At 75.1% G+C, this 12,965-nt stretch carries 10 protein-coding genes and 2 pseudogenes; 11 read left to right on the forward strand and 1 reads right to left on the reverse strand.

Going from position 1 to position 12,965, the window contains the following annotated elements; all coding sequences use genetic code 11:
* Positions 1-35 precede the first annotated feature (35 nt).
* From proB to ACE7GA_RS25410, 4 genes are all read left to right on the forward strand, one after another.
* Entirely contained in the window at positions 36-1,160 is a 1,125-nt protein-coding gene (gene proB, locus ACE7GA_RS25395) for a glutamate 5-kinase (protein ID WP_376093375.1), read from the forward strand.
* Positions 1,161-1,345: 185 nt separating this feature from the next.
* Positions 1,346-1,705 (forward strand): hypothetical protein, encoded by a 360-nt coding sequence (locus ACE7GA_RS25400; RefSeq protein WP_376093378.1) that lies wholly within the window; start codon positions 1,346-1,348, stop codon positions 1,703-1,705.
* 11 nt (positions 1,706-1,716) lie between these two features.
* Positions 1,717-2,475 carry a hypothetical protein gene (locus tag ACE7GA_RS25405; RefSeq protein WP_376093381.1) on the forward strand — a complete coding sequence of 253 codons (759 nt, stop codon included), beginning with the start codon at positions 1,717-1,719 and terminating at the stop codon, positions 2,473-2,475.
* On the forward strand, positions 2,472-3,431 hold the full coding sequence (locus tag ACE7GA_RS25410) for a hypothetical protein (RefSeq protein WP_376093384.1): 960 nt from the start codon (positions 2,472-2,474) through the stop codon (positions 3,429-3,431). The genes ACE7GA_RS25405 and ACE7GA_RS25410 overlap by 4 nt, the downstream gene beginning before the upstream one ends.
* 108 nt (positions 3,432-3,539) lie before the next feature.
* On the opposite strand, the gene ACE7GA_RS25415 is transcribed toward ACE7GA_RS25410, so the two are convergent.
* Positions 3,540-6,071, reverse strand: coding sequence for a tetratricopeptide repeat protein (locus tag ACE7GA_RS25415; RefSeq protein ID WP_376093387.1), 2,532 nt, complete (start codon positions 6,069-6,071; stop codon positions 3,540-3,542).
* A 350-nt stretch (positions 6,072-6,421) separates the two neighbouring features.
* On the opposite strand from ACE7GA_RS25415, the pseudogene ACE7GA_RS25420 reads away from it, so the two are divergent.
* From ACE7GA_RS25420 to ACE7GA_RS25450, 7 genes and pseudogenes are all read left to right on the forward strand, one after another.
* Positions 6,422-7,688 (forward strand): annotated as a pseudogene (locus tag ACE7GA_RS25420) (glutamate-5-semialdehyde dehydrogenase).
* A gap of 66 nt (positions 7,689-7,754) precedes the next feature.
* The gene (locus ACE7GA_RS25425) at positions 7,755-8,591 is read left to right on the forward strand and encodes a 2-keto-4-pentenoate hydratase (RefSeq protein WP_376093390.1); all 837 of its coding nucleotides are present in this window, start codon (positions 7,755-7,757) and stop codon (positions 8,589-8,591) included.
* Between the two features lie 10 nt (positions 8,592-8,601).
* Complete coding sequence (locus ACE7GA_RS25430) at positions 8,602-9,273, forward strand: nicotinate-nucleotide adenylyltransferase (RefSeq protein ID WP_376100524.1); 672 nt, start codon at positions 8,602-8,604, stop codon at positions 9,271-9,273.
* An 833-nt stretch (positions 9,274-10,106) separates the two neighbouring features.
* Positions 10,107-10,553 (forward strand): annotated as a pseudogene (gene rsfS / locus ACE7GA_RS25435) (ribosome silencing factor); the annotation flags it as partial.
* A gap of 451 nt (positions 10,554-11,004) precedes the next feature.
* Entirely contained in the window at positions 11,005-11,472 is a 468-nt protein-coding gene (locus ACE7GA_RS25440; protein ID WP_376100526.1) for a 23S rRNA (pseudouridine(1915)-N(3))-methyltransferase RlmH, read from the forward strand.
* A gap of 82 nt (positions 11,473-11,554) precedes the next feature.
* The gene (locus tag ACE7GA_RS25445; protein WP_376093393.1) at positions 11,555-12,241 is read left to right on the forward strand and encodes a hypothetical protein; all 687 of its coding nucleotides are present in this window, start codon (positions 11,555-11,557) and stop codon (positions 12,239-12,241) included.
* 44 nt (positions 12,242-12,285) lie between these two features.
* Positions 12,286-12,960, forward strand: coding sequence for an NnrU family protein (locus ACE7GA_RS25450; protein ID WP_376093396.1), 675 nt, complete (start codon positions 12,286-12,288; stop codon positions 12,958-12,960).
* Positions 12,961-12,965: the final 5 nt, after the last annotated feature.

Raw genomic sequence — 12,965 nt, forward strand, 5'->3', positions numbered from 1 at the left:
TCGCCGCCCCACCCCCGCGTGATAACGGGGCACCGATGGCCTCGCTCTCCCCCAGCCTCGCCGCCGCGCGCCGCATCGTCGTGAAGATCGGCTCCGCCCTCGTCGTGGACGCCGCCACCGCCGCCCCGCGCGAGGCCTGGCTCGCCTCCGTTGCCGCCGACGTCACCCGCCTCCGCGCGGGTGGTGCGGAGGTCGTGCTCGTCTCCTCCGGCGCCATTGCCCTCGCGCGACGCTCCCTCAACCTCACGCGCCGCAAGCTGCGCCTGGAGGAGAAGCAGGCCGCCGCCGCCGTCGGCCAGATCAGGCTCGCCGGCGCCTGGCAATCGGCCCTCGCCGCCCACGGCCTCACCGCCGCGCAACTGCTGCTGACGTTGGAGGATTCCGAGGACCGCCGCCGCTACCTCAACGCCCGGGAGACGCTGCGGACGCTGCTCTCGCTCGGCTGCGTACCCGTCATCAACGAGAACGACACGGTCGCCACGGCCGAAATCCGCTTCGGCGACAACGACCGCCTCGCCGCCCGCGTCGCGGAGATGATCGAGGCCGACGCGCTCATCCTCCTCTCCGACATCGACGGCCTCTACACCGCCGACCCGCGCCGCGACCCCGAGGCGCGGCACCTGCCCGTCGTGGACCGCATGACCGACGAGATCATGGCGATGGGCGGCGAACCCCCGCCCGGCTACTCCTCCGGCGGCATGCGCACGAAGCTCGTCGCGGCGGGAATCGCGACGGGCGCCGGCTGCGCGATGGCGATCGCGAAGGGCGAGACCCCCAACCCCCTCTCCGCCCTGCTCGACGGCGGACGCTGCACCTGGTTCCTCCCGGCGCCGGAGGGCCGCAGCGCGCGGAAGTCCTGGATCGCCGGCTCCCTCGCCCCTCTGGGCCGCCTCGTGGTGGATGACGGCGCGGCGCGCGCGCTGACCCAGGGCCGCTCCCTCCTCCCCGCCGGCGTGCGGGAGGTCGAGGGCCGCTTCGACCGCGGCGACCCCGTCTCTGTCCGCGATGCCGCGGGGCGCGAACTGGCGCGCGGCCTGTCGGCCTACGATTCCGACTCCGCCCGTCGCATCGCGGGCCGCCGCACCGCGGAGATCGAGGCCATCCTCGGCTGGCGCGGGCGTGACGAAGTGATCCACCGGGACGACCTCGTCCTCGTCTGACCGCGGCAGGCGACGGGCCGCGCCGGCGTGTCGCCGGCTGCGACGCGGACGCAGCTTCGGGACGCCGGGGCACGCGATTCGGGACGGCTTCGGCAGTCCTTCGGGACGGGGCCACAGGGCGGGGGAGATTTCAGCCGCCCATCACGCCAATACCGGGCACCTTTCGGGACCCGGGAGGCCCCGCAATGGTGCGCTGCACCCGCCGTCGCCCGCGCTCCGCCGCGACGGAGGAGTTCCGCACCATGCGTCGCATTATCCTCCTTGCCGCCCTCCTCCCGCTGGGCACGGCCCGTGCCGAGGCCCCCTCCTACGCCACCTGGCAGGTCGAGACGCTCGTCCCAGCCGCCTGCGTCGCCGCGAACCTCCCGTCCCGCGATTGCCTCTGCCTGATGGATGCGCTCGAGCGGCACCTCGAACTCGCCACCCCGCTCCCCGCCACGGCCGCGGGCGGCACCGGCTTCCTGCCGCGCGAAGGCGCCGGCCATGCCGCCGCGATCACGGCGGCGCTGCGCGGCTGCGCGCCCACCGACACCGCGCAGCGCTGAAGCCCGGCGCCATGACCCGCCTTCGGTCGCACCTCCTGGCCCTGCTCGCCGCGGCCCTTCCTGCCACGGCCCTGCCCGGGGCGGCCGAGGCGCAGCAGACCGTGCTGATGCCCCTCGGCGGTCCGGTCGGGGTGATCCGCCTGTCGCTCCCCGACCCGCTCTCCCCCGCCCCCTTCCCCGTCGTCGTGCTGCTGCCGGACGGGCCGGACGCAGGCAACCGCGCCGACCCGATCGTGGACCGCCTCCTCGACCGCGGCATCGCCGTCGTGGAGGTCGATGCGGACGACGAGCCCGACCCCGCCGGGCTTGCCGAGGCGCTGGAGGACACGGCCCCGGGCTGGATCGCCCCAGGGCGAATCGGTGTCCTCGGCTTCGGGTCGGGCGGGCGCGCCGCGCTGCTCTGGCCGGGCCGCGGGCCCGTCGTCGTCCTTTATCCCGCCTGCGACGGCGCACCGGTCCCGGTCGTCGCCGCCGGCGCCCTCGTCCTGCACGCCGACAACGCGGCGGAGCGCGCGGCCTGCACCAGTCTGCCGGTCCGTGCGCTGCCCGTGCCCGGCGCCACGCATGCCTGGGACCACCGCAACGGCGCGGACGAGGACGCCGTGGCACGCCTGCCCCACCCGGACGGAAGCGGTACCCGGCTGACCGCGCGGCGCTACCCCTGGGCCATCGAGTGGGTCGCGGACACGGTGGCTTCCCACTTCGCCGCCGCCCTCCTCCGCCCCGACGCCGCCGGCCCCGTGGTCAGCGCAAGCGGCGGCGCACCGTGAGCGCATCCCTCACCGTGACCGCCGCCGAGGGCGGTTCCCCGTCGAATCAACGCCGGATCTCCGCCTTCGCTGCGCTCGTCGCCGGTCTCGGCCCGCTGCTCCCGCTGGGCGCGATGGCCCTCGGCCTCGGCGTCCCGGACCTCGCGGAACGGGCCTCAGCCGCCATGCCCGAATACGTCGTCGTCGCGGGCTTCTGCGGCGTCCTCGCCCTGCCGGCAGGCAGTGTCCGGAACCACCGGGCCACCGTGGGCTTCGCGCTCCTGCTCGGCGCGCTCTCCCCGGCCCTGGCCTGGTTCCTCGCGGTCCTTGCCGGCGCGTCGGCGGACCGGGCGGCCTGGGTCGCCCTCGCCGCGGCTGCCCCGGTCGGGATCGGGACGATCGGCCTCGTCGCGGCGATGGGTGGCGGCTCGCGCCGGACGACGGGAATGGTGCTCGCCTCCGCGGCCGGGGCCGTTGCGGTCCTGCCGGGCACGGCCCTCGCCCTCGGGATCGCAGGACTGGGCGGCGGCGACGCGGCGCTTCGGTTGCTCGCGCTCGGCGTCGTGCCAGCTCTGGCCGCCCTCGCCGTCCGGCGCGTCTGGGTCCCGCAGGAGGGGACCCGGGCCTGCCTCGCCCTCCTCGCCTGCGCCTCGCTCGCCCTCCAGGCCTTCGCGCGGGTGCACGGGGCGGCCGCGCCGCTCGCCTCCGCCCCGGCGGAAGCGCTCCTGCTGCTCGCCTTCGCCTGCATCCCGAGCCTCGCGGGCATCCTCGCGGCCGTCGCCCTCGCGCGCCTCTGGCGCGGCACGGGGATCGGCGTGGCGGAAGCCGCGCTGGCCGGCGGCTACCGCAACGTGACGGTGACCTGGGTGATCGTGGCGCCCGTGCTTCCGCCGGAGGGGCACCTCTTCATGGCGCTGACGGCCCTGCCGATCTTCGCGACGCCCGCCATCGTCGCGCGGGTCCTCCGGCGGCGCTGAGGACCGCGGGCGTCCTCCTTCGCCGTTGTGCCGGTGACTCCGGAGGAGGGCAAAGCTCTCCTTCCGGGACAACGGGCGCAGCGGCGACAGACGTCGCCCCTGACGGCCTCAGCCGCCGGCGCGCAGTTGCTCACCCCGCAGCCGCGCCGCCTCTTCCAGGGCCCGACGGGCGCGGAAGGTGTCGCGGCGCGCGCGGGCGATTCGGGCCTCGAGCAGCGCCATCTGCAACTCGTCCGCGCCGATCGCACGGCCTTCGCGCAGCAGCTCCTCGGCGCGGCTGAAGGAGCCGTTCAGGACGGCCGCCTCGCCGGCGACGGAGCGCGCCTCCACGTTCGCGGGGTTCTGCGCCAGCACGTTCTCGGCGATCAGAAGCCCCTCCTCCGTCCGGCCGGAATTGGCATAGACCCGGGCGATCGAGAGTTGCGGCCGACGGTTGTCCAGCGGGTTCTCCTGCTGGAGCGCGTTGGCCGAACCCGTTGAGGCGGTCCGCACCACCGGCCCGCGCACGCCGTCCAGGCCCAGGCGCGGGTCGCGGTCGACCTCGGCAACCGTGCGCCGGGCATCATCCCGCTCGCCGGCGTCGAGTAGCGCGGCCGCGAGGATGGCGCGCGCGCGCGGCGAGGCATCTGGGTTTCCCGCGCCCGCGGCTCGCGCCGCAGCCTCGGCGTTGCCGCCCTGCCGAAGCGCCCCGAAGGTCCGGACGACGCTCGCCGGGATCTCGCCGGTGGGGTCAGGCTGGGCCGCGATCGCCACGAGTTGCCGCGCCGCGTCGCCCGTCGGGTTCCCGCGCGCGAGTCGCCCGAGGCGCTGCACCTCGACGATGCGGCGGTTCAGTTCCAGCAGTCGCCGCCCGTCCGCGGTCATCGCCCGGGCCGGGATCGCCTCCAGCCGCGCCACGGTATCCGCCGCGCGGCCGTCCTGGTTGGCCAGCAGGGCGGCGGCGAACATCCCGTCCACGGTGCGACGGTTCAGCAGTTCGCGCTCGATGCGCAGCGCCTCCTCGCGCTGCCCGCGAGCCTTCAGCACGCGCGCGAGGTCGTGGCGGGACCAGACGTCCTCCGGCGCCGCCGCGACGGCGCCGCGGAGGAGGGAGATCTGCACGTCCGCGTCGTTCTCCCGCACGGCTTCCTGGCGAAGCGCGGCGGCCCGGGCGAGGTTCGTGCCTTCGTTCGGCCGGAACCCGTTGGCCGAGGCGAAGGCATCGGCTTCCGCGAACTTCCGCTGGCCTGCGAGCGCGGCGTAGAGGCCCTGCTGAGCCTCCGGCAGGCTGCGCCGGCGGTTCAGTGCCTCCCGGAACCGCACCTCCGCCGTGACGTAGTCGCGCCGCTGCAGCGCGACCCGGCCGAGGATGACGGAGGCCTCGATCTTCTGGCCCTCATCGCGCTCGCCCGCCGCGCGCTGCGCCAGCCGTGCCGCCTCGTCCAGCCGGTTGGCCGCGAGCGCGCGCCGCGCGGGGACGGAGGGCGGGGTGTAGTTGACGTTCCCGCCGCCCCTTCCGCCGCCGCGCCCGGCCATGGCGCCCCCCGGCACGTTGCGCCCCGGCAGGCCGCGGCCGAGCCGCAGGTCTTCCTCGTTGTACCCGAGCGATTCGAGGAACTCGGCGCGCCGGTCCGGCGCCACCGCCGTCGCGCGCTCCAGCAGTTCCCGCGCCTCGACCTCCTTGGATTGCCGCCGCCGCACCATCGCGAGGCCGAGCAGACCCGTGGGCTCGTTGGCGTCGAGGGTGAGCACGTTGTTGAATAGCGCCTCCGCCTCGGCGATCTTGTTGTCGCGCAGCAGCTCGAAGCCGCGGATCCGCGCCTCCGCGACCGGATCGGCGGTAACGGCACGGATTTCCGCGAGCTTCGCGATGATCTCCTGGTCGTCGGGATAGCGGGCGAGGTAGACGTTGATCTGCTCCTCGCTCTCGCCCGAAGGGCCCTGCCACAACAGGGCCTGCCGCCACGCCGCGCGCGCGCCGCTGGCGATGTCCGCGATCTGCGACAGCGCGGCCAGCCGCTCGACGCCCTCCGACCGCGTTACCTCGCGGTAGGTCAGGAGCTGCGCGTACGCCAGTTGCAGCGCGCGGTTCTCCGGCTGGCGCCGGACCGCCTCGCGCAGCGCGTTCACCGCGTCGCGGAAGTTCTCCGAGGAGACGGAGGCGAGGGTCTGGTAGTACTCGGCGGCGTAGGCGTCGGGCACTTCCGTGTTCGGGAAGATCTCGCGGTAGCGCTGCATCGCCGCCTCGCGCTGCCCCGCCTGCGCCAGCCGCCGTGCCTCGCCCAGCGCCAACTGGTCCACGGACGACGAGCGAAGCGCCGCCTGGGCGCGCGCCTGCGCAGGGGAGCCCGGCGCGATTTGCGCCACGCGGGCGAGATAGGATTCGGCGGCCGCGCGGTCGCCGTTCTGGATCGCGACCTCCGCCGCGACGGACAGCACCTCCGCGTTGTTCGGCTCCAGCGCGATGAGGCGCTCGAGGGCCGAGAGCGCCATGTTCGGGCGCCCCTGCGCCGACCAATAGTTCGCCTGGTCCAGGAGGATGCCGCCCGCCCGCGACGTCGTGCGCGCCGCCGTGCCGGTCGAGGAGACGCTCCCGGGCAAGGGCGGGTCGAAGCTCTGCGCCGCCGCGCCGCCAGCGACGCCGAGGAGCAGGCCCGCCACCGCTACACCCGCGAGGAGCCGCGCCCGCCAGCCGGGGTGGATGCGGCGCGGCCGGTCGGGCCGGCCAGCCGCAGGCCGGGACGTCGGGAGAGGGGTTTCGGGCGACCGCGGGGCCGGCATGGTCATGAGGTTCCGTTGGACAACGACTGTGCGCGAGATCGCGGAGGGTTGATGCTGCGCCGCAGCCTAGCACCATTCCCGGCGAGGTCGCGCACCGATTCCGCGCGCCGACCGCAGCATCCGTTACATTTTTCGGAATGCAAGTATCTTTTTGGACGGTCCTGCAGGGCAGAGACGGCTCGGTGGCAACCGCTTGTGGCCGAGGTGGCGGGGGCGCTAACCCCCGCGTCATGAATGCCCTCGCTGCATCCGGCGCCGCCCAGGCCCTCGAGACCGCCGCCCGCCAGGCGCGCGACGCCGCCGCCGTCCTGGCGCGGAGCCCGGGCGAGGCCCGCGACCGCGCCCTCCGCGCCGCCGCGGCCGCGTTGCGAGCCCGGACTGCGGCCGTCCTGGACGCCAACGCCGCCGATCTCGCCGGCGCCCCGGAGCTGACCGATGCCTTCCGCGACCGGCTGACGCTGGACCCGAGGCGCGTCGAAGCGATGGCGATCGGCCTCGAGGAGATCGCCGACCTCCCCGACCCGGTCGGCCGGACCCTGGCGGAATGGACCCGCCCCAACGGCCTGCTGATCCGCCGCGTCGCCCAGCCGCTCGGCATCATCGGCATGATCTACGAAAGCCGTCCGAACGTCGGCGCCGACGCCGCCGGCCTCTGCCTCAAGGCCGGCAGCGCCGTGATTCTCCGTGGCGGCAAGGAGAGCCTGCACAGCGCCGCCGCCATCCACGCCTGCGTCACCGAAGGCCTGCGCGCCGCCGGCCTGCCGCAGGCTGCCGTGGCCATCGCACCGACGGCCGACCGCGCCTTCGTCGGCGCCATGCTCGGCGCGGCCGGGCTGATCGATCTCATCATCCCGCGCGGCGGCAAGGGGCTGGTCACGCGCGTGATGCAGGAGGCCCGCGTCCCCGTCCTCGCGCATGCGGAGGGCCTCTGCCACACCTACGTCCACGCCGCCGCCGACCCGGCGATGGCCCGCGCCATCCTCGCCAACGCGAAGATGCGGCGCACCGGCGTCTGCGGCGCGACGGAGACGCTGCTGATCGACGCGGCCGTTGCGCCCTCCCTCCTCCCGCTCCTCGGCGGACCTCGCGGCGCTGGGCTGCGGCTTCCGCGCCGATGACCGCGCCCGCGCGGTCCTGCCCGACCTGCCCGCGGCGACGCAGGCGGATTTCGCGACCGAATGGCTCGGCGCGACGCTTTCCATCGCGGTCGTGGACGGCGTGGAATCGGCGCTCGCCCATATCCGCCGCTACGGCTCCGAGCACACCGAGGCGATCGTGACGGAGGACCCAGGCGCCGCCCGCGCCTTCCTCGACGGCCTCGGCTCCGCCGTCGGCCTCTGGAACGCCTCGACCCAGTTCTGCGACGGCGGCGAGTTCGGCTTCGGCGCGGAGATCGGGATCGCCACGGGCCGGCTGCACGCCCGCGGACCGGTGGGCCTCGAACAGCTCTGCACCTATCGCTACCATGTTGTGGGAACGGGGCAGGTCAGGCCCTGACCCGGCGGGGAGGAGGCCGATCGAACGCATGACGCGATCGCCGCCGTCGCGGCGCTGGTCCTCGCCATGCCCGCCGCGGTGCCGGCCCAGGCCGCCTGCCCGGACCTCGTGACCGTCGCTCGCTTCGCCCACGCGCTGCTGGAGCGCCGCCCCGTGCCGGCCTACCCCGCCCCGCTGAGCCTGGCGGACGCAGCCTGCGCGCAGCAGTTGCTGATCCGCACCCTGTCGCAGCCCTATGGCGACCCGGTGGGCTACAAGGTCGCGCTCGCCGACGCCGCGTCGCAGCGGCGCTACGGAATCCCGCACCCGCTCCGCGGCACGATCTTCCATGGCACGGTGCGCGCCACCGGCACGCCGGACCGCCCGGCCGAGATCCCCGCCGGCTTCGGCGTGGCCCCGGCCATGCAGAGCGGCCTCCTGGTGCGCGTCGCGTCCGAGAACATCAATGCCGCGGGGTCGGACCACGTCGCGATCCTCCGCACCATCGACCTCGTGATGCCGTTCATCGAGCTGCCCGACCTCGCGGCGCCCGCCGACCGCCTGGACGGGCCCGCGCTCGTCGCGACGAACCTCGGCACGCGCCTCGGCGTGCTCGGCGAAGCCGTCGTTGCCCGCGCGACGGGGGACTTCGCCCGCCGCCTCGCCTCCATGACCGTCACGCTGTCCGCCGACGGGGCGGAACTCGCCCGCGCCACCGGCGCCACCCTCCTCGGCCACCCGCTGGACGCCCTGGCCTGGGTGATCGAGGACCTGCGGCGCGAGGGGCGGGAGCTGCGCGTCGGCGAATACGTCCTGCTCGGCGCGCTCTCGCCGGCCCTTCCGCTGCGGCAGGGTGCCACGGTCACGGCCACGATCGAGGGACTGCTGGACCGTCCCGTCGCCGCCGCGGTCCGCACGCCCTGAGGCCCGGGCCCTGAAGCAGGCGGATGGGCACGCCCCCGGACCCCGGGGCGATTCGCGGCGACGGCGGATCGGGCTGCTCGGCGGCTCCTTCAACCCCGCCCATCCGGGCCATCGGCACGTGGCGGAACGCGCCCTGCGCGCCCTGCGGCTGGACGAGGTCTGGCTGCTCGTCTCACCCGGCAACCCGCTGAAGCCCCGCGCGGGCATGGCACCCCTCGCCGAGCGCCTGGAATCCGCCCGCCGCGTCGCCGACGGCCGCCGCATCATCGCCACGGACATCGAGGCCCGCATGGGCTTGCGCGAGACGGAGCGCACCCTCTCGCGCCTGCGCCGCCGCTTCCCCCGCGCGCGCTTCGTCTGGATCATGGGTGCGGACAACCTCGTCCAGTTCCCGCGCTGGCGGCGCTGGCACCGGCTGGCGAAGCGGACGCCCATGGCCGTCCTGCCCCGGCCCGGCTGGACCCGGCGCGCGATGCACGGCGCCGCCGCTTCCACCCTACGACGTCACCGGACCCGGCCGGGGCGGCTGCTCGCCTGCCCGCCGGGGGCCCATGCGCGCTGGACCTTCATCCCCGCGCGCGAGCACCCCGCGAGCGCCACTGCGATCCGGGCGGCGCGCGGCGGGCCGTCCCCCTCCGCAACCGCCCCCTCGCAACCGCGACCCCGCACGACCATTCCCTAGGCATACCGGACGCGCCGGCCCTCGCCAGGCGCTGAGACGGACAGGAGGCCACCATCGCCCGCACGCCGAAGACCCCGACCCGCCGCCCCGCCGGGCGCGGCGCCCCGACCAGCCGCAGCACCGGAGAAGGCCCCGCGACCGGCCGGCCGAAGACGCCGCGCGCCGGGGCGAAGGGGCCACCGCGCGGCGCGAAGGCAGAGGGCAGGTCGGCGGCGGAGTCTCGGCCCGCCCGGGCGCCGGCCGCGGGGCGCGCCAAGGCCGCCCCTCCCGCCCGCGCCGGACGAGCCGCACCCGCCGCCAAGCCCGCCCGCTCGCGCGAGGAGGCTCCGGCACGCCGAACCCGCGACGACGTATCCCCGCGACGCACCCGCGACGACGTATCCCCGCGACGCACCCGCGAGGAAGCGCCGACGCGGCGCAGTCGCGAGGAGGCACCGGCACGCCGCACGCGCGACGAAGCGCCGGCACGCCGCACCCGGGAGGACATGCCCGCGCGCCGGACCCGCGACGACGCGGCGACGCGGCGATCGGGCGCCGATGCCCCGGCGCGCCGGACCCGGGCCGACGCAACGCCGCGTTCGCGCGACGCCGCACCCGTCCGCCGTCCCCGCGACGAGGCCCCGGACCGCGGCGCCCGAAAGGACGCCCCGACGCGGCGGCCGCGCGCCGATGCGCCGCCGCGCCGTGCCCGTGACGAGGCGCCCGTGCGTCGAGGGCGGGACGAGGCCCCCGCCCGTCGCACGCGCGATGCTGGCCCGGCGCGCCGGACACGCGACGAGGCGCCCAAGCGCCGCACGCGCGACGAGGCGCCGCGCCCGGCTTCCAGGGTCGGCGTGCCCTCCCAGCAACGCCTCTCCGCGCGGCCGAAGGCCGACCCGGCTGCGACCGCCGCCACGAAGAAGGCCGCGGCCGCCGGTCCCAAGCGGGTCCGTGCCAAGAAGCCGGCGCCCCCGACGCCGGAGCGGCTGGAGCTTCTCGTCGCCGCCGCGGTGAGGAGTCTCGAGGACGACAAGGCGGAGAACGTCGTCGTCCTCGACGTCGCCACGCGCTCCGCCTTCGCCGACCGCATGATCGTTGCGACCGGCTTGGCCGAACGGCAGATCGAAGCGATGGCCCGCCACGTCGAGGAGGCGCTGGGGGAGCACGGCATCAAGCGCATCCGCCGGGAAGCCTCCCCGGACTGGGTCCTCATGGATGCCGGCGACATCGTCATCCACCTCTTCAAGCCGGAGAAGCGGGAGGAGGTTCGGCTGGAGCGCATGTGGGGACCCGAAAGCCCGCCCGCCGATACGGAACTTCGGGATGGTGACCTTCGGGCGGACGGAGCGTTGGGGGGCGACACGGAGGACTCTCCCATGGCCGACGACGACGATCTCCGCCCCGAACGCCGCGCGCCGCTCGGCGGCGCCCTCCATCCGGGCCAGCACGCGCTGGACCCCGACGCCCGCCGCCCCGGCACGCCGGACGGTCGGCCGTCGGACCAGGATGACGGGTCGGCCAACGAATCCGGCGGCGCCGACGGCCGTCCGGGCATGGGCCATGGCGGCGGCTCCGCCCTGCCGCGCGGGGAACTCCTCGACGGCCCCGCCGGCACCGCCTTCGACGTCTCCGGCGAGGACATGGTCCCGACCTACGCCGACGAGGCCGCAGACGAGGAGGAACGGGCCACCGGCACCGACCTCCCCCGCGGCCACGATCCGGAGGAGCCGGGGCGGCGATGAGGAGGAGGGGCTGAAGCCGCCCCTCCTCATCGCCGTCGGGAGATCGCGCCCGGGACCCGAGCGCGACCTCTTCGACCACTTCAACGCCCGCCTCCGCCCGCCCTTGACGGTGAAGGAACTGCCGGAGGGCACCGGCTCCCGCGCCGAGATCCGGCGGCGGGAGGGCGCGGCGATCCTCGCCGCCCTGCCGTCCGGGTCGCTCGCCGTCGCCCTCGACCTCGGCGGCGAGGCGCCTGACAGCGAGGGGCTGGCCGACCTCCTCTCCCGCTGGACCGAAGCCGCGCGTCCCGTCGCTTTCCTCATCGGTGGCGCCGAGGGCCTGGACCCCGCGGTCCTCGCCCGCGCCGACTACCGCCTCTCCCTCGGACGCCTGACCTGGCCGCACATGCTGGTCCGCGGCCTGCTGGCCGAAGCGCTTTACCGCGCCGCCTGCATCAACGCCGGCCACCCCTACCACCGGGCCTGGCGCCCGGGCTGAGGCCGCGACGCACGCGACACGCCCCCGCGAGACCCGCGATGCGCCGCGTTCTACACGCCGCATCGCGACGGAGGAGGGATCGATGGCGGCAACCTGGGTTACCGCGGGCGGCAAGGTCAGCCTCTATGGCCTCTCCGGCACCGGCGACCTCTGGGATCGCTCCCCCGACAGCCCCAGGACGCCCGGTCCGAAGCGCTGGCCGGAAACCATGACCATCCCTGTCTCCCTCGGCGGATCCGGCAGGGCCATCAAGGTGCGGGAGGTCTTTGAGGCCGCCTTCGTGGCGATGGCGCGGATGGCGAACCCGAAGACCAACGCGGGCTGCGATACCTACTTCAAGGCGCTCGGCCCCCGCGAATACGCGCTGAGTCAGTTGCTGACCTGGAAGTTCCTCATCTACCGCTACGGTTCGGCCGACATCGAGACCGACCTGCGCACCATGTCCGCTGCCGCGACCTACACCAAGGGAACCGAGACCCTGTCGGCGCATCCGGGGACCTCGATGGTCCAGATCATGATCGACCCGCTGGAACTCACCAGCGCCAGTCGCCTGGCCGCGACCCTGGTGCACGAGCTCGCCCACGTCGCCGGCGCGCCGGGCCGGCCGTCGGATGCCGACTGGAACATCATGCCGGCGAAGGAGCGGAAGGGCTACTACGCCGCCGAGTCCGCCCTGAAGAAGTGCGGCTTCAGCGAACAGCACGATCCCGACATCTACGGCGTGATCAACGGACGGACGGGGATCGCCCAGGGTTCCCGGCTGGCCTGACCGCGCCCTTCCCGACGCGGGGGGCATGGGGCAGGCTCGGCGCCATGCTCCTGCTCATCCTCGCCGCCCTTCTCTGGATCGGCATCCATGTCGGCGTAGCGGGGACGCGCCTGCGGGGCGCCGTCGTCGCGCGCACCGGGGAGAAGGCATTCACCGGTGTCTTCTCCCTCGCCTCCGCCGTCTCGATCACCCTTCTGGTGCTGGCCTGGCAGAACGCGCCGACCACGCCGCTGTGGTTTCCGCCCCGCGTCCTGTCCTGGCTGCTGGTCGTCCTGATGCTCCTGGCCTTCGTCCTCTTCGCGGGCAGCGTCATGACCCGCAACGCGACGAGCCTCGGCCAGGGCTCGGCGCTGGAACAGGAACCGCGAGGGATGGTGCGGATCACCCGGCATCCCATGCTCTGGTCCTTCGCGATCTGGGGGATCGTCCACGTCATCGGCAACGGCGACACGGCGGCGATCCTCTTCTTCGGGGCTTTCGCGCTGACGGCGCTGCTCGGCATGCCCTCGCTCGATGCCAAGGTCGCGGCGCGGGATCCGGCGGGCTGGCGGGGCTTCGCCTCCCGCACCTCCCTCCTCCCCTTCGGCGCGGTGCTGTCGGGGCGGAACCGGATCGCCTGGCGGGAGATCCTCTGGCCGCTCCTGATCGGCGGGGCAGCCTGGGCGGCGCTGCTGCACCTGCACCCCGCCATCTTCGGGGTCTCGCCCATCCCGCGCTGAAACCC

This window comes from Roseomonas sp. CCTCC AB2023176 (assembly GCF_042259275.1).
Taxonomy (GTDB): domain Bacteria; phylum Pseudomonadota; class Alphaproteobacteria; order Acetobacterales; family Acetobacteraceae; genus Roseomonas.

Bases quoted from the DNA above. Each gene is read 5' to 3' on its own strand.
- proB (WP_376093375.1), top strand. From the start codon at position 36: ATGGCCTCGCTCTCCCCCAGCCTCGCCGCCGCGCGCCGCATCGTCGTG.
- ACE7GA_RS25400 (WP_376093378.1), top strand. From the start codon at position 1,346: ATGGTGCGCTGCACCCGCCGTCGCCCGCGCTCCGCCGCGACGGAGGAG.
- ACE7GA_RS25405 (WP_376093381.1), top strand. From the start codon at position 1,717: ATGACCCGCCTTCGGTCGCACCTCCTGGCCCTGCTCGCCGCGGCCCTT.
- ACE7GA_RS25425 (WP_376093390.1), top strand. From the start codon at position 7,755: ATGCCCGCCGCGGTGCCGGCCCAGGCCGCCTGCCCGGACCTCGTGACC.
- ACE7GA_RS25445 (WP_376093393.1), top strand. From the start codon at position 11,555: ATGGCGGCAACCTGGGTTACCGCGGGCGGCAAGGTCAGCCTCTATGGC.
- ACE7GA_RS25450 (WP_376093396.1), top strand. From the start codon at position 12,286: ATGCTCCTGCTCATCCTCGCCGCCCTTCTCTGGATCGGCATCCATGTC.